Genomic DNA, 16,406 nt, shown 5'->3' on the forward strand with positions numbered 1-16,406 from the left:
AACTCTATGCCTCAGTACGTAGCCGCCATTGACCAGGGAACCACCAGCACACGTTGCATTGTCTTCGATCGGCAGGGTCAGATTGTTTCACTGGCTCAGAAAGAGCATAAACAGATTTACCCACAGCCAGGCTGGGTTGAACATGATCCAGAGGAAATCTGGCGGAATACGCTCGAAGTCATTGCCCTGGCCCGGATAAAAAGTAAGCTGCTGGTTCAGGATATTGTGGCCGTTGGCATTACAAACCAACGGGAAACTACCGTTGTCTGGAATCGACGGACGGGTAAACCGTATTACAACGCCATCGTCTGGCAAGATATGCGTACAGCCGATCTGGTCACTGAATTCTCAAAAGAGAAAGGTCAGGATCGTTTCCGTCCCCAAACCGGTCTGCCACTAGCTACGTATTTCAGTGGCCTGAAACTGAAATGGCTGCTGGACAACGTAGCGGGACTTCGCGAAGACGCCGAACGAGGTGACGCGCTTTTCGGAAACATGGATACGTTTGTGGTCTGGAACCTAACCGGAGGCACGGCGGGTGGTCTACACCTCACGGACGTAACGAACGCGAGTCGAACTCAACTGATGAATCTTCACACGCTGAGCTGGGATGATCAGTTGCTTACTGATTTCACCGTTCCTCGGGCCATGCTCCCTGAGATTCGGCCAAGCAGTGAAGTATACGGTACCGTTTCGTCAGAAGTTTTACCCGGCGTTCCAATAGCGGGTATCCTGGGCGATCAGCAGGCCGCTCTGGTCGGGCAAACCTGTTATGAACCGGGGCAAGCCAAAAATACATACGGCACGGGTTGTTTTCTGCTCATGAATACCGGCACAGAGCTACGAAATTCGACGTACGGCTTATTGACGACCGTAGCGTATCAATTTCAGAATCAACCGGTTCATTACGCACTCGAAGGCAGCGTAGCGATTACGGGTGCTTTGGTACAGTGGTTGCGCGACAATCTGGGGATTATCAAAAAGAGTACAGACATCGAAACCCTCGCCCGCTCGGTCGAAGATAATGGTGGCACTTACTTTGTGCCTGCTTTTTCGGGCCTGTATGCCCCTCACTGGAAAGCCGATGCGCGGGGCGTTATTGCGGGTCTGACTCGTTTCGTGACCAAAGGCCATCTGGCGCGGGCAGTTCTGGAAGCAACCGCTTATCAAACAGTCGACGTAGTGCGGGCTATGGAAAAGGATGCGGGCGTATCGCTCAAATCGCTACGTGTCGATGGGGGAATGGTAGTCAATTCGTTGCTGATGCAGTTTCAGGCGGACATGCTGAACAGTCCTGTCGTATGCCCACGCATGACCGAAACGACCGCTCTTGGTGCCGCCTATGCCGCCGGTTTAGCCGTCGGCTACTGGAAGAATCTGGACGACCTGCATCAGAATTGGGGCATTGCCAGAACCTACGAACCCGACATGGACGATACGCAACGGAAACGACTTATGCGCGGGTGGCAAAAAGCGATTGAACGGTCTTTCGGCTGGGAAGAGTAGATAGCTGGGAAGACGTTATATTTCCTGCTTCGGTTTCAGTTCTTCAGCTAACATTAACCGTGTTTGTGGCAGACTTTGTGGGTACTCATCGCGGATAAAGGCAATGAGGTTTTCGCGCATATGGCAGCGTAAGTCAAACGCAGAAGGGGCATCGGGGGCGGAGACCAGTACACGCACCTGAATGCAGGTGGGCGTTGTGTCGGTTACCTGTACAGCAAAACTTTCACCCGTCCAGAGCGGATCGTTTTCGGCAAACTCCCGTGCTTTTGCCCGGATTTTGTCAACGGGAATGTTATAGTCCAGGTATAAAAAGACAGAGCCGATGATCGAAGCATCAGAGCGAGTCCAGTTTTCGAACGGTGTCTCAACGAAATAGGTAATCGGCAAAATCAGTCGACGCCGATCCCACAGACGGACAATAACACTAGTCAGATTAATTTCTTCGATACGCCCCCACTCTTTCTCAACAACTACGGCGTCGTCCAGTCGAATTTGCTGATTGAAGGCAATCTGAATACCCGCCAGTAAATTAGCCAGCGTTTTCTGAGCTGCGAAGCCAATCACGACGGAAACGACCCCAGCCGAGGTCAGTACACTCAGCCCTACTTTTCGACTTCCCTGAAACGAGATGAGCAGCAACGAGGCCCCAAGAACGATAACCATAATCGCTATCGTCCGGCGAAAGAACCGTACCTGCGTCACAAATTTCCGTTGCGACAGATTGGCATCTTTCGTGGTATCATATTGCTGAATCAGTCGCAGCTCGGCAACCTTCAATAACTGGATAATTAACCAGGTAGAGGTAATCAAAAACAGAATTTCAGCTGATTTTTCGGCAACAGGATGCCTACGCAGAAATCGTGCCGACTGAATATTCGTTGCCAGTAGAAATAATGATGACGGTACGAACACCCAAAATGCCCAACGAACATAGGTTTGAAGCAGGGTTATGGTCTGGAAGGGTCGGCGACGCGCAATAAATCGAATGATTTGTGTAATGACGAAATCAATTGCCAGACCCAGCACGAAAGCAATTATAAGCAATATCCAGCCCGATAAATCACGGTTGGGTTCATAGCCAAACCAGCGAATGGCTGCCCGTATCCACGTATCTAGTTGTTGCTGCATGGCGCAAAAATAAGACCTATACGGTTGTAAAACCTTATAGGCCTCGTCCGTCCTCTCTTAAATCTCTCCTAAGCCAGCAGCGGCTTCACAACCTTACCATGAACATCAGTCAGTCGATAACGCCGGCCCTGGCTTTTGAAAGTTAGTTTTTCGTGGTCAATGCCCAGCAGATGCAGGATTGTCGCCTGAAAATCGTGGACGTGAACCGGTTCTTTCACTACGTTGTAGCCAAAATCGTCGGTTTCCCCATACACTACGCCTTTCTTAACCCCTGCACCTGCCATCCAGACCGTGAACGCTCGCGGGTGGTGGTCTCGACCGTAATTGTCTTTGGCGAGCTTCCCTTGTGAGTAGCTTCCACGCCCAAACTCACCACCCCAGATTACCAACGTATCATCGAGCAAACCACGCTGTTTTAGATCCTGGATCAGGGCCGCCGAGGGCTGGTCTACACTTTTTACCTGAATCTTGATGTCGTTCGGCAGATTGCTGTGCTGGTCCCAGCCCTGGTGATAGAGTTGCACAAACTTCACATCTTTTTCGACCAGTTTTCGCGCCAGCAAGCAGTTGGCCGCAAACGTGCCAGGCTTACGGCTCTCTGGTCCGTACATATCGAAAATATAGTCGGGTTCTTTCGAAATATCCAGCGTTTCCGGAACGGACGTTTGCATGCGGTACGCCATTTCGTACTGGGCCATCCGGTTATTGATTTCCGGGTCCAGTACGTGCTTGAACTGTTCCTGATGGAGTTTACCCAAATAATCGAGCATCCGCCGACGGCTGGTTTTGTCAACACCCGGCGGATTGTTCAGGTAATACACCGGATCTGGCCCCGACCGAAACACAACGCCCTGATGGACCGATGGCAGAAAGCCATTACTCCAGAGTTTGGCATACAAGGGCTGATCACCATCACGACCTTTGGATAACAACACGACAAACGACGGAAGATTCTGGTTGTCAGACCCTAATCCGTAACTAATCCAGGAGCCAAACGATGGACGACCCGCCTGTTGGCTTCCTGTCTGGAAGAACGTAACGGCGGGGTCGTGGTTGATGGCTTCCGTATGCAGGGATCGAACAAACGTCAGGTCGTTGGCGATACTGGCCGTGTGTGGCAACAATTCACTAATCCACATCCGGCTGGGACCGTATTGTGCGAATTTGTATTTGGATGCAGCCAACGGAAAATGGCTCTGACCGGCGCTCATACCCGTTAAGCGCTGACCGTTACGTACCGACGCGGGTAAATCCTGCCCCCACATGGCCTCAAGTTTCGGCTTATAATCGAATAGTTCCAGTTGCGAAGGTGCCCCGCTCTGAAACAGATAAATAATGCGTTTTACTTTCGGCGGAAAGTGTGGCTTACCAACCGGCGGGTTTTCTCCCGGCGCATTCATGCTGGACGCAGGTGTTCCCGCAAACAAATTCGTGGGATTTAGCAACGACGCCAGCGCTATGGTACCTAAACCTGCACTGGCCTGACCCAGAAAATTCCGGCGGCTAAGCTGGTCATGTATTTGATCCTGAATATCAGCCATAACTCGTTCAATTCTGTTGTTTGTTGGTTTCGAACCAATTGATGATTTGAGGATATAAATCGGCAACCGTTGTTCCGGTATGTCTGTGTTGATAAAGAGGCACCAGAAACTGATTGAATTCAGCAAACTTTTTGAATCCCCGGTAATTAACCATCATCGTCTCGATACGTTTGAGCAACGCTGGCAGTTCGTTTTTAGGGGCAAAATCAACGTAGCGTAAACTGACCAATCCCCAATTCATATACTCGTTAAAACAGGCATACGTATTGTCATAATTTTTAGCCGGTTTTCGCTCGTCGATCCAGGCATCCCGTTTAGCCAGAGCAGACGTTAACGCTTTTCTATACTGAGCTTTGTCGGCCTCTGGATTAATAAACGCATGATTTAATTCGGTAAAAACAATATTACCATTTCTTACCTGAACTGCCTTCGCTGAGAAATCAGCGTCGGATTTGTTAGGAAACGGAAAATTTACATGCGCCTGTGCTTCGCGAAAACCGTTATTTTCAAACCAGTTGGCCGATTGATTTCCACTAACCAATGGCGAAAAGATAATTTTGAAGGAGTCGTAGTGCGTACCTGGAAAGTTTACGTTCAACCACGTTTGCATGCTTGCTACGTCTAAGGAATCTTGATACGCTCTGATCAATTGATTGTAGTAAGGCTGGTGTTTTCTATAGAAATCCATGAACTTAGTTTTGGCAGCAAATCGCTGTAATGGCAAAACATAAGGCCTAAGCGAATTTTCCTTTCCCCACGCAACCCGGTCATAAACCGAACTCTGTTGAATAATCCCTTTTCGGTCAAGTGAAAATGCATAAGCATCCATTTTCAACGGAAAGTACTGACTTTCGTTTTTTGTGAGAATGGAATCCATAACCGTCACAATTGGCTCATTTTTATAGGCCGAAAAATGCGCTATTACGTCCTTGTAATAAGGGGTATTCTTTTCTATCAAATCATCGTTCTGTTGTGCTGCTTTCGTCAGGGCGAAAACGGTATTAATTAATTCATACGTCTCCGGAATCTCGACAAACGTTTTTCCCGTATGCGCTTTATTATAAGACGTAGTGAATAGAGCAGGTTCCACGTAGCGCAGTCCACGAATCTGCGTATACGCGCTATCGCCAGCGGGCGTCAGGACAATGAAATCCACTACGTCGTTTGCTTTGATTTCACGAACAACAGAGTCTTTCTCTGCAATAAACGCCACCCGTACCGGCTTCGATTTAATGGAAACATCGAATCTATCGGGCTTGACACTGGGATCAATAGTCCATCTATTTGGATAATAATCTGTATCAATGCGTATGGATAAAGACTTTCCACCCGCTCTCAAGACCGACAACTTATTCTGAGAAAAAGCCGCATTGGACCAAAGTACACTTACTGTCAGCAAGACAATTAACAAACTAAATCGCATACTTATCGCTTTATAATCGCTTCGTCAAAATTCATTATCGTACTCGTCACTACAGTCCAGGCCGCTAATTCAGCCGAGTTCAGCGTTTTATCGACTGGGTACTCTCCTACCGACAGCAATTCTGAAGCTCGTTTCGGATTCTTTTTAAAATCCGCCAGTTCTTCGTCGTAAAGCTGTTTCATCAACGAAAGCTCCTGCGGGCGAGCCGGTCGGCTAATCACCGCTTTGAAGAATTCATTGATTAATTCCCCTTCATCCTTTCTCCCCTTTCCTCCTTCTTTTTGCGCCAATACACGGGCCGCTTCAACAAACTGTGGATCGTTGAGCGTAACGAGTGCCTGTAAAGGTGTACTGGTTTTCTGTCGTTTAACAATGCACGTATGCCGTTCGGCAGCATCGAAATTGAGCATCATTGGCGCGGGCGACGACCGTTTCCAGATCGTGTACATCGACCGACGATACAAACTATCGCCCTTGCTCTGCACGTATTTTACGGCGTTACGTGTTGCCAGGGCTTCCCAAATACCAGCGGGTTGATACGGTAGCACACTTGGTCCACCGATACGCTGAGTAAGCAGCCCACTCGCTGCCAAGGCATTATCGCGCACTTGCTCCGCCGACATCCGATAACTTGGCCCGCGCGTCAGGAATATATTGTCAGGATCAGCCTCCCGCGCTTTTTCCGGCACATTAGATGACTGACGATACGTAGCAGACATAACAATCAGCTTATGCATCGCCTTCGCATTCCATCCTGTTTCTCTGAATTTAACCGCCAGATAATCCAACAATTCGGGATGAGTGGGCAAAGCGCCCTGATTACCAAAATCATCGCTGTTTTTGGCAATTCCCTGACCGAAATACTGCTGCCAGAATCGGTTTACCATCACCCGGCTAAACAGCGGGTTTTCAGGCATCACCAGCCATTTGGCTAAGCCTAACCGATTTTTAGGAAAATTATCCGGCATAGGCGTCATGCTGTGCAGGACGGCCGGTTTTACTAGCTCACCCGGCGCGTCGTAAGCCCCCCGTTTCAGCAAATGCGAGACGCGGGGATATTTCTGCTCATTCATCACCATGACCTGATCAGAGTTGGTGTACAGCATCAGTTCCTCACCACGCAGTTTCATGGCTTCGGTAAAGTTTTTCCGATAAACCGAATCCTGGGTCGTTACGTAATAGCTGTATAATCCCGCCCGTTGCACCGGAGTACGTTTGGCCGTTGGCGTTTGCAGGGCAAGCGCAAGGGCATCGGGGCCACCTGCCAAGTGAGTCATTTCAAGGGGCGTCAGACAACGATTGTAGATACGGAGTTCATCGACGGCGATATCCTTGTAAAAATAATCGTGCATCCGACCGATGTAAAATGGATGCTGCACCCAGTGCGTTTTGTTTTTTCCCCAAACAATGCTGTGCTTTAGATTGTCCGTAACGACTCGCGTACGCATCGGCTTGCCGTTCAGGTATAAGCTCAGCCCATTTGCTTTTCCAAGGCCGTTATACGTAAACGCTATCTGAAACCATTGATGGACAGGCACTTTATCAACCGACTCAATATCGAGCGCATTGGCTGGCCAAACGTGGCTTAGGGTCAGTTTCAGCCGACCGTCGGCCAATAGATCGAGCTGGTAACCGCGCTGCCCATCCATCGGTCCGGTCGTACGTCCGAGTAACGTAGCAGCGCTGTTAGCTTTAGCCAAATTAAACCAGCTACTGATCGTAAACGGTTCGTTCTGTTCAAAAACGCCAAAATTAGAAGGCAGGCTAATGTAACTATCGCCGGGTAAATAGCGGGCATTTCCGAAGCGGCCGGGAACAGTGTAGGGCAGGTTGTCGGAATCGCCACCCAACCAAGCCAGAATTGTATCGTTCACCTCATTGGCAAACGCGTTACGTGGATCTTTCCAGAGTTCTTCTTTGGTTTTCCGCTTGACAACTTTCTTTTCTTCCGGCAGTTTTTTGCCAAGCTTCTTCAGCCGTTCTTCTTCCTGTTTCCGTTTTTCCCGCTCCAGCTTACGTTTCTCATTGTCAGCTTTTACAAATGCCTTAATGTCCGTCCGATCGGCTTCATCGAACGTGTAATGAGCAATCAGTCCTACGTCCGACAGTTTGCTGGACGCAGTCGATGCGTTCGTTGTTAGCCATTGATTAAAATGCTGTTGATACGCAGGCTGATTCGCATTAAGTTTTTGCTCTAAGGGAGTCAGTTTCTCTCGGATGTATTTCAGTTGAGCGTCCGTTTGAGGTGTCGTCAACGTAATGGTGGGAGCGGCTTCCCCATTATACGGAATCTGCCCCCGTTCGTTGTTCGTGTTGAAGAAAGCATACAGCGAATAATAATCTTTCTGACTGATCGGGTCGTATTTATGATCGTGGCAACGGGCACACTCAGTTGTCAGTCCCAAAAAAGCCTTTCCGAACGTATTGACCCGGTCTGCTACGTATTCTGTTCGGTACTCTTCATCAACGATACCCCCCTCCTGGCTTTGCTGGTGATTTCGATTGAAGGCCGTAGCCAACAACATATTCTGGTTTGGATTTGGTAACAGATCACCCGCCAATTGCCACGTAACGAAGCGATCAAACGAGAGGTTACGGTTAAACGCCCGAATGACCCAGTCACGGTACGGCCAGATCGTTCGGAGACCATCGTCCTGATACCCATCCGTATCGGCATAACGTGCTACGTCCAGCCATTCAACCGCTTGCCGTTCACCGTAATGTGGATTGTTCAGTAAGCGATTAACAACTTTCTCGTAGGCATTCGGCGATTTATCCGCTAGAAACGCGTCGACTTCAGCAGGCGTCGGGGGTAAGCCGGTTAAATCAAGCGTAACACGGCGGAGCAGCGTTGTTTTATCCGCTTCGGACGCGTGCAGTAATTTTTTAGCATCCTGAGTCGCAAGAATAAACCGGTCAATGTCGTTTTTCACCCACCGTTCGTCTTTAACGTTCGGAATCTCCGGCATCGTCGGCGCAATCAGCGACCAGTGCTGTTTGTATTCCGCGCCCTGCTCCACCCAACGAATCAGCATAGCTTTCTCTTCCGTCGTCAGCGTCAGGTTCGACTTTGGCGTCGGCATCATTTCGTCGGGATCGGTAGAGAGAATTCGATGCACCAACTCGCTACCCGCCAAATCGCCTGGCACGATAGCTTTGTGGCCACTTTTGGCTAAGGCTTCGTAAGCACCTTCAGGCGTATCCAGCCGTAGACCGGCCTGTTGTTTTGCTTTGTCAGGACCATGGCAAGCAAAGCAGCGATCGGATAAAATGGGCTTTACGTGTAGATTATAATCGACTTTCTGGGGCAGACTGGCTTCTGCTGCAACAATCTCGGCGGGTTTTTCAACCGATTTCTGGCAGGCGGTGAGCCAAATCGACGCGCTAAACAAACCAGCCGTTGCACTGAGCAGAACGTAGCGTAAGCGTATATCGGACCAAACGGGCATGCTAGCTAACAACAAGTTGATAATGAAACAACTCTACAAAATTAACGATATTAGGCCTAATAAAAATGGACTATTTTATCTCGTAAACAGCCAATTTTCACATCGCGCAACCAGCTTATCAGTCGCCAGAGAAATACCAGACAAGCAAACACAAAGTGACGCGGTAAAGCGTAGAACTGTGGGGACCTGTGTAACAAAACAATCGCCTGGTTCAGTTCATTTTTAGGATTAAACTACGCTAACACATAATTTTTTCAGCAACGGAGAAGCCTCTGATCAGAACAAAATAATTAGCGTGAGAATATTTAGCGAATCCCGTAATTTGGACGCTCAAACCAATTGCACCTGTTTCTCTTATGCCAACCAACGATCTTTCACCTGAAGCCTCTTTTGCAAAACTAGGTCTTTCATTACCACCAGCACCCCAGCCACTGGGCGTTTATAAACCTTATCTCATCGACGGTAAGTATCTCTACGTATCAGGTCATGGAACTGTCAAAGACGATAAAAGTCTGATTATTGGCCGTATCGGTGATGACATGGATATCGACGAGGGGAAATTAGCTGCCCGTCAGGTTGGTCTGGCGATTTTATCGACCATACGTACCAATTTAGGAAGCCTCGACCGGGTCAAGCGCGTAATCAAGGTTCTGGGTATGGTTAATTGTACACCTGATTTTAAACGCCATCCGTACGTTATTAATGGATGCAGTGAATTATTTGCGGCCGTTTGGGGTGAAGAAAATGGTATTGGGGTTCGCTCGGCAGTTGGTATGGGATCGCTGCCCGATAATATTCCGGTTGAAATCGAAGCTCTTTTTGAACTCGTCTAATCAATGCAAGAAACATCCTGGTATCAGATTAATGATCTGTCTCAGCTCGATACACCGGCTTTAGCGATTTACGTGAATCGGGTCCGACAGAATATTGCATTTCTGACAAGTTCTATTGATGACATAAATCGTTTACGGCCGCACGTAAAAACGCATAAAACCCGCGAAGCCACCCAACTGATGCTGGAAGCGGGTATCCGTAAATTTAAATGCGCCACCATCGCCGAAGCTGACATGCTGGCTCAGTGCGGAGCGTCGGACGTATTACTGGCCTATCAACCCAACGGGGTGAAAATGCACCGGTTGCTGGAGATGATCAAAGCGTATCCAGACACGAAATTTTCCTGTCTGGTCGACAACATCGATACAGCCAGTGAACTATCAAAACAGGCTGTAGAAGCGGGTATCGTTATCCCGGTATACATTGACCTGAATGTAGGAATGAACCGTACGGGTATTACGCCCGACGAGAACGTACTAACCCTTTACGCCGAACTTGCCAGGCTGGAAGGAATAAAGCCCGTCGGTTTGCACGCCTATGATGGCCACATGCGTCACCCGGATATTGCGGTTCGGACGGAGGAGACAAATAGCGCTTTCCTGCCGGTAGAACAGCTGCGCGACAAACTCCTATCGCTCGGGTTTGAAAGGCCAATTATTGTAGCCGGAGGCAGTCCTACGTTCCCGATTCACGCCCAGCGTGGGGAAGTAGAGTGCAGTCCAGGTACGTTTGTGTATTGGGACAGAACGTACCGCGATATTTTACCCGAGCAGCCTTTTCAACCAGCCGTTCTCGTGGTAACTCGGGTTATCTCATTGCCCAGTCCAACGAAAATTTGCCTTGATTTAGGCCACAAATCCGTAGCTGCTGAGTGTCCGTTAGAACAACGCGTTACGTTCCTGAACGCACCCGAATTGAAAGCTGTCGGTCAGAGTGAAGAGCATTTGGTAGTGGAAGCAGGCGAAGGGCATTCATACCGCGTTGGCGACGTATTGTACGGGCTGCCCAACCATATCTGTCCAACCTGTGCTTTGTACGAACGCGGATTCACGATTGAAGATGAAGAAGTAACTGGCGAGTGGCGAACGGTTGCCCGAGATCGAATGCTGACGTATTGATTTTATATGAATAGTTGAGCGTAGTTTGAGTGCTACGCTCAATTGATTAGTTCAAGGCTTCTTGCTCTCCTCGCTTTTCTGCTCCGCAGCTGTTTTGGCAAGTTCAGCAATCGCTTTTTCGTCTAAGCCGCCAATTACGTCGAGTTTCGGTAAGGCTTTTTTCAACTCAGAAATGCCCTGCTCTGTCACTTTGGTTTGCCAGAGATATACGGTTTTCAGGTTTTTCAGATTGGCTAAATCAGCCAGTCCGGCGTCGGTAATGACGGTGCCGTATAAATTTAAATATTCCAGATTGGTCAGTCCTTTGAGTTGCTTCAATCCGGCATCGGTAATCTTGGTTTGTTCCAGATGAAGCTTCTGAAGGTTTTTTAGTTTTGCTAGCTGCGTTAACGTAGCGTCGGAGATTTCGGTATCGCCTAACCGTAACCAGACAATCTGCTTGCTAAGCTTCGGCAAAATAGACGCTTGCGCATCGTTAAACGTCCGGGCATTAACCGCGCTAACTTCCAGTTGATTTTGCTCTTTCGATAAGGGCAATACCAGCAAGCCCGCTTTCTTGACCTCGTCAATAACTTTCGGATCGGCGGCCGGTAATTTCATAGTCAGCACTGGCGATTCGGGAGCGGGTCCAGAAGCCGCTACGTTTGATCCGCCAGTCTCGACAGGACCGTTACCGCCCAACGAAGCTAAAACGGGACGAATGGCATCGTTTACCTTAAGGTCCGACACTTTCTTGTCGAACGTAGCGCCCTGATCGATCCACCAGGTTAGCAAGGCAATCTGACTTTCGGTCAGCTGTGGTTTTCCCTTTGGCGGCATGTGGTGATCATCTTCTTCCGGTAGCAGACAGACCTTTACCAAGTCGCTATTGCTGCTTTTACCTGCTACGAGTACAGGGCCATCTTCGGAACCTTTCGTAATCTTATCAGGCGAATCTAATCGCAGCCCTGCTTTCGACTTATCGGCATTGTGGCATTGCACACAGCGTGTTTGCAAAATTGGGTTGATAATCTGCTGGTATACTTTTGCCTGGTTCACGTCCGTAATCGGCTCAAACTTAATTTCCGGCTGTTTCGGTGATAAACCGGCCAGTGAACGAATTGGGCCAGGTGCGTATTGAGTCAGATAATCTGAACCATGTGTCAGGTTTCCACCCAAGTGACCCGTCGATAGCAGCAGCACTAACGCGATACCCAGGGCAGGCAAATACAGCAGGGGCGCAAAGGAAATGATACGTCCCAGATTTTCAGATTTCACGGACCAGGCTAGCCACGCAAAAATAGCCACGGCAATACCCTGCCATTTATGTGAACTGAGCGTTTCGGTATCATACCCTCCCGCCAGTGACAGCATATAGCCAAAGATACAGGCCATCGTCGCGCTCACAGCCGACCAGAATAGAATCAACGTAATGGTGTGCGGGCTGACCGAATTTCGGCGCGTCAGCCGGTCCAGTTCAAGCAGACCTGCAATCAGCAGAAAGCCAATCGGTAAATGAACAATAAGCGGGTGAAAATGCCCCCAGAACAAAACCCAGTCAGACGGTGGTGACGTTGTTGCCTGCAACAGAATTAACATATTCATCAGCACATTGACATCAGGCAACGCGCTCTAATTTAATTGGATAAGTCTTTTTCGACGCCCATTGCGCCACATAAACGTTGTGGTCTTCATCAACCAGTACGTCGTGCGGGTGTAGAAACGGCGAATTGTTCCGGTCTTTACGCTGCTCGGCCAGTTTACCATCCTGATAGATGGGTTCCGTACCACCTGGCGTCGATACAACCCGGTCGCTTTTGTCGAGAATGGTAATGTACCCTGAATCTGGATACGCATCGGACGTACTGCGGAAAACAGCTCCGTAGATATTCTCGCCATGAATAACGGGCCGACAGATATAGGAACCGGGCAAGGCAATGGTCGACATATATTTCCCATCCAGCGAGAATCGTTTGAGCGCATTATGCCGACGATCGGTAATCAACAATGTCGGGCTGGCGGCCACACGCCGGTCCACGATAATACCGTGGCAGCAATCGAACGTATCGTTGGTTTCGCCTTTGCCACCAAACGTCCGGATCAGTTTACCATTTTTATCATACTGCATAACGTAATTCAGGCCATAGCCGTCCACTACGTAGATATCGCCATTGGCTGGATTAATTGCCGTTTCGGTAGGTTTGAACTGCGTCGGATGATCGTATTTACCCGTTTCTCTCGGATACTCTAATTTCATTAATTCGCGGCCTTTCAGGTCAGTTTTGACAACCTGATGACGCTCATAATCCGTAATAATCAAGTATTGATCGTTCCCTTCTCCGCCAAGCGTCAGACCGTGTGCGCCAGGGTAAGTGGTGCCCCAGGTTTCGAGAAGTTTACCAGACTTGTCGTAAACGATGATGTTGTTCTTTGTCTCGTTGGTCAGCAAAATGATACGTCCTTTCGCATCCTGTACCATTTCGTGGCAATCGTTTACGGGATTCTTACCCGCGTCCAGAACGCCCCAACCCGGCACAACCCGATACCGGAATCCGTTATGCCCCAACATGACCGTATCGGTATTCTTTCGCGAAGCTTTTGCAGAGAGAATCGTCGGAGCCGCTACGCTCGTTATAGTCGCCAGTGACGACTGCCGAATAAAGGACCGACGGGAAAGGAAAGATGACATGGCTTTGGAAATGATCGATTTATACCAAAAAGTCTTAACCGCCCAAACTTTACTGCAACCAAGCTCTCCTTGTGAAAATTATACAGTATAAAGTAAAAGCCGAATGCCTGTCCATTGATTCATTCGTTCAATGGACAGGCATTCGGCTTTTGTTCTTATCGGTTGATTACTTCCGATCGCTCTCCTCTTTCATGTCGTTGGGACGACCGCGGCCGTGGCGCATTTTGTCTCTCATCGACTCAAGCTTGGTAAACTGATCGGGCGTCAGGATACTTTTCATTTTAGCCTTGTAATCGTCAGCATTGGCTTTCAACGCCTGTGCTTTGGCACCTTTGTCGTCAGAATTAGCGCGAATGGCATCCACTTTCTGGGCATGTGTCAGCGTGGCATCATATACTTTTTGTGACGCCGTCTGATCTAAACCTAACTGTTGAGTCATACGGTCCGTCATCTTGCGGGCACGCGTTTCCGGATCAGCCATTGGACGTTGCTGCATGGAACGGTTACGTCCCATTCGCGTAGTCGACTGAGATTGTGCGTCAGGCGTCGTGTTTTGTTGCGCCAGTAAAGGAAACGAGAATAACGAGAGCATCAAGGCACTCAGGGCAATTTTCTTAAACATGGTTTGTGATGGGTTAAATCCGAACCTAAGACGCAGAAAACCAGCCTGGGTTTAATGGCCTCTCCCGATTTAATTACATCTTAATTGATAGTCAGTTTAATAAAGCGCGGTAATTAAACTTGCTATGCGCTCCAGTCCCTCCGCGTCAGCCTCGCTAAAATCAGCAAGCTGGTCACTGTCTATGTCAAGTACCATCGTTACGTTTCCCTCCCGATCAAATACGGGCACAACGATTTCGGATTTCGACGCCGAGCTACAGGCAATATGGCCGGGAAACTGCTCAACATCCGGAACCAGAATGGTTTCCTGACGCGTGTAAGCGGCTCCGCATACGCCTTTGTCGAACGCAATCCGCGTACAGGCGATTGGTCCCTGAAACGGCCCAAGCACTAACTGGTTCTCTTTCTTGAAGTAAAAACCAACCCAAAAAAATCCGAATGCTTCTTTCAACGCAGCGGTGATGTTGGCCAGATTAGCGACCAGATCGGATTCGCCTTCAATCAGGGCGGCAATCTGAGGAATGAGGCTGTCATAAACAGCCCGCCGGTCATCGGTTTGAGGAATAATGAGTGTTTCAGCCATAATTGATGAGGTCAGACGTGTTCAAGTTGTTTTAGAAAACTGAATTCGTCTACTCCTGACGAATGCGCCTGGAAGACACTTAGTTCCTTGTGAAAAACTGAATCAGCACAATACTAACGGTCGTGAATAACGTACTGGCCCCGATCCGAATCAAGGTTGGAATAATCAGCGTTAGGCTGCTGGCTTCGATGAAAAACAAGGCTGTATGATGAATCAAGGCCAGAATAAATACGTAACGAAAAAAGGCACCGACACCTAATTGGCGTAAGCTAAACTCAATTCTGGTTTCAAGGCCCGGTACGTCAATCTGCGCTCGTACAATCAGGGGCCGACAATACGCCATCAACACCGTAGCGGCTGCATGTATGCCCAACGTATTGTAGAACGTATCAACGATAATGCCGATGACAAATGCAATAAACAAAAGCCACGTTAAACCGATCTCGTTTGGCAGAAGCAGAATGCAGGCAATGTAGATGAAACAAAATCCGTAATCGAACAGCACAACATTTCGTACGAGCAGGATTTGCAATGCCAGATAAAGCACGAATAGTACTGTGGTGGATAGGATTTCGCGTAGGGTCATCTATAAGTTGTATTCCTTTCTCAATAGTCGATGGGGATGATCCGTCACTTATTAGAGAAGGGGTTATTTTTCTTTTTCAATTTGTTTTTCCAGCTTCTCCTGCTCAGGTTGCAGCAGGTTTTCAATAACGTACACAAAGGCAAGATTACTGAAATCCGTTGCCAGATCGACCGTAAGATCATGAAACGTTTGGTTGGGTTGTACACCCGTTGTCCGAACGCGTCCGATCAGAATACCTGGCGGAAAAGTTAAGCTAAAGCCTGATGTTACGACCGAATCGCCTTTTTCAACCGGTTTGTCGCGCCGAACATCAATCATCTTTATCAAACGCGGATTCATCCCATCCCACTTTGACGACCCTATCTCATTTGCTTTTACCAGTCTTGAGGAAACCAGAAATTCAGAATGCAGGATCGAAATGATGTAGGAGAAATGCGGGCTACAAACGCTTACTTTCCCCACTAAACCCGTCGGCGAGATGACCGCCATTCCGGGTCGTATCCCATCGTCCGTTCCTTTATCGATCGTGATGTAATTGTTGGCCAGCTGAGTCGTGTTATTCAACACTTTGGCCACGGTAAATTTAAATCGCTTAGCAAAGGTAGAATCAGCCTGATAGGCAGCCGGAGCGGCAGGTTTGCTTTGGAGTAATTGTGTAATTTGTGCATTCAGGCGTTGGTTTTCCAAAGCCAGATCGGCATTTACCTCCCGCAAACGCGCATATTCATTAGCCGCGTTCGACCAGGCCAACACCTTAGCCGCGTAGCGATTTGAGGTATTGAAATACGTTACGCCCCAATAGTTGCTGGTGTTAATAATGAAGTAGAAGCAGAGTACTTCCAGCAACACAAACAAAATGAAGTGGCGACTTCGGATGAAAAAGTCAACTAACTCTCCCATAAGTAGTACCGGACTTCCTGGTCCGGCTGTATAGCAGTAGGTACACAGC

General features: G+C 48.7%; 13 protein-coding genes. 3 read left to right on the plus strand and 10 right to left on the minus strand.

Features of this window, described 5'->3' with window-relative positions; translation table 11 throughout:
* Positions 1-6: 6 nt before the first annotated feature.
* Entirely contained in the window at positions 7-1,506 is a 1,500-nt protein-coding gene (gene glpK / locus IC230_RS28955) for a glycerol kinase GlpK (protein ID WP_191042563.1), read from the plus strand.
* Positions 1,507-1,521: 15 nt separating this feature from the next.
* On the opposite strand, the gene IC230_RS28960 is transcribed toward glpK, so the two are convergent.
* From IC230_RS28960 to IC230_RS28975, 4 genes are all read right to left on the minus strand, one after another.
* The gene (locus IC230_RS28960; protein WP_191042564.1) at positions 1,522-2,634 is read right to left on the minus strand and encodes a mechanosensitive ion channel family protein; all 1,113 of its coding nucleotides are present in this window, start codon (positions 2,632-2,634) and stop codon (positions 1,522-1,524) included.
* Positions 2,635-2,702: 68 nt separating this feature from the next.
* Positions 2,703-4,175 carry a DUF1501 domain-containing protein gene (locus IC230_RS28965; protein WP_191042565.1) on the minus strand — a complete coding sequence of 491 codons (1,473 nt, stop codon included), beginning with the start codon at positions 4,173-4,175 and terminating at the stop codon, positions 2,703-2,705.
* A 7-nt stretch (positions 4,176-4,182) separates the two neighbouring features.
* Complete coding sequence (locus tag IC230_RS28970; protein WP_191042566.1) at positions 4,183-5,598, minus strand: DUF4932 domain-containing protein; 1,416 nt, start codon at positions 5,596-5,598, stop codon at positions 4,183-4,185.
* A 2-nt stretch (positions 5,599-5,600) separates the two neighbouring features.
* A complete protein-coding gene (locus IC230_RS28975) occupies positions 5,601-9,047 on the minus strand; it encodes a DUF1553 domain-containing protein (protein WP_191042567.1) in 3,447 nt (1,148 codons plus the stop codon).
* 356 nt (positions 9,048-9,403) lie between these two features.
* Between IC230_RS28975 and IC230_RS28980 the strand changes: the two genes are divergently transcribed.
* A complete protein-coding gene (locus tag IC230_RS28980) occupies positions 9,404-9,880 on the plus strand; it encodes a RidA family protein (protein WP_191042568.1) in 477 nt (158 codons plus the stop codon).
* A 3-nt stretch (positions 9,881-9,883) separates the two neighbouring features.
* A complete protein-coding gene (locus tag IC230_RS28985; RefSeq protein ID WP_191042569.1) occupies positions 9,884-10,999 on the plus strand; it encodes a D-TA family PLP-dependent enzyme in 1,116 nt (371 codons plus the stop codon).
* A 51-nt stretch (positions 11,000-11,050) separates the two neighbouring features.
* Here IC230_RS28985 and IC230_RS28990 read toward each other — a convergent pair whose 3' ends face one another.
* From IC230_RS28990 to mreC, 6 genes are all read right to left on the minus strand, one after another.
* Positions 11,051-12,583: a c-type cytochrome domain-containing protein gene (locus IC230_RS28990; protein ID WP_191042570.1), complete on the minus strand. Its 1,533-nt coding sequence runs from the start codon at positions 12,581-12,583 to the stop codon at positions 11,051-11,053.
* A gap of 13 nt (positions 12,584-12,596) precedes the next feature.
* Complete coding sequence (locus tag IC230_RS28995; RefSeq protein WP_191042571.1) at positions 12,597-13,667, minus strand: NHL repeat-containing protein; 1,071 nt, start codon at positions 13,665-13,667, stop codon at positions 12,597-12,599.
* Positions 13,668-13,833: 166 nt separating this feature from the next.
* On the minus strand, positions 13,834-14,289 hold the full coding sequence (locus tag IC230_RS29000; RefSeq protein ID WP_191042572.1) for a DUF4890 domain-containing protein: 456 nt from the start codon (positions 14,287-14,289) through the stop codon (positions 13,834-13,836).
* A gap of 96 nt (positions 14,290-14,385) precedes the next feature.
* The gene (locus IC230_RS29005; RefSeq protein ID WP_191042573.1) at positions 14,386-14,871 is read right to left on the minus strand and encodes a GAF domain-containing protein; all 486 of its coding nucleotides are present in this window, start codon (positions 14,869-14,871) and stop codon (positions 14,386-14,388) included.
* A 79-nt stretch (positions 14,872-14,950) separates the two neighbouring features.
* Positions 14,951-15,457: a hypothetical protein gene (locus tag IC230_RS29010; protein ID WP_191042574.1), complete on the minus strand. Its 507-nt coding sequence runs from the start codon at positions 15,455-15,457 to the stop codon at positions 14,951-14,953.
* Positions 15,458-15,520: 63 nt separating this feature from the next.
* Positions 15,521-16,357, minus strand: a complete 837-nt coding sequence (mreC, locus tag IC230_RS29015; protein ID WP_191042575.1) for a rod shape-determining protein MreC — start codon at positions 16,355-16,357, stop codon at positions 15,521-15,523.
* Positions 16,358-16,406 lie beyond the last annotated feature (49 nt).

Origin of the sequence: Spirosoma validum (assembly GCF_014699035.1) — a bacterium.
GTDB lineage: Bacteria > Bacteroidota > Bacteroidia > Cytophagales > Spirosomataceae > Spirosoma > Spirosoma validum.

Bases quoted from the DNA above. Each gene is read 5' to 3' on its own strand.
- IC230_RS29005 (WP_191042573.1), bottom strand. From the start codon at position 14,871: ATGGCTGAAACACTCATTATTCCTCAAACCGATGACCGGCGGGCTGTT.
- IC230_RS28970 (WP_191042566.1), bottom strand. From the start codon at position 5,598: ATGCGATTTAGTTTGTTAATTGTCTTGCTGACAGTAAGTGTACTTTGG.
- IC230_RS28975 (WP_191042567.1), bottom strand. From the start codon at position 9,047: ATGCCCGTTTGGTCCGATATACGCTTACGCTACGTTCTGCTCAGTGCA.
- IC230_RS29010 (WP_191042574.1), bottom strand. From the start codon at position 15,457: ATGACCCTACGCGAAATCCTATCCACCACAGTACTATTCGTGCTTTAT.
- mreC (WP_191042575.1), bottom strand. From the start codon at position 16,357: ATGGGAGAGTTAGTTGACTTTTTCATCCGAAGTCGCCACTTCATTTTG.
- glpK (WP_191042563.1), top strand. From the start codon at position 7: ATGCCTCAGTACGTAGCCGCCATTGACCAGGGAACCACCAGCACACGT.
- IC230_RS28990 (WP_191042570.1), bottom strand. From the start codon at position 12,583: ATGAATATGTTAATTCTGTTGCAGGCAACAACGTCACCACCGTCTGAC.
- IC230_RS28980 (WP_191042568.1), top strand. From the start codon at position 9,404: ATGCCAACCAACGATCTTTCACCTGAAGCCTCTTTTGCAAAACTAGGT.
- IC230_RS28995 (WP_191042571.1), bottom strand. From the start codon at position 13,667: ATGTCATCTTTCCTTTCCCGTCGGTCCTTTATTCGGCAGTCGTCACTG.
- IC230_RS28965 (WP_191042565.1), bottom strand. From the start codon at position 4,175: ATGGCTGATATTCAGGATCAAATACATGACCAGCTTAGCCGCCGGAAT.
- IC230_RS28960 (WP_191042564.1), bottom strand. From the start codon at position 2,634: ATGCAGCAACAACTAGATACGTGGATACGGGCAGCCATTCGCTGGTTT.
- IC230_RS29000 (WP_191042572.1), bottom strand. From the start codon at position 14,289: ATGTTTAAGAAAATTGCCCTGAGTGCCTTGATGCTCTCGTTATTCTCG.
- IC230_RS28985 (WP_191042569.1), top strand. From the start codon at position 9,884: ATGCAAGAAACATCCTGGTATCAGATTAATGATCTGTCTCAGCTCGAT.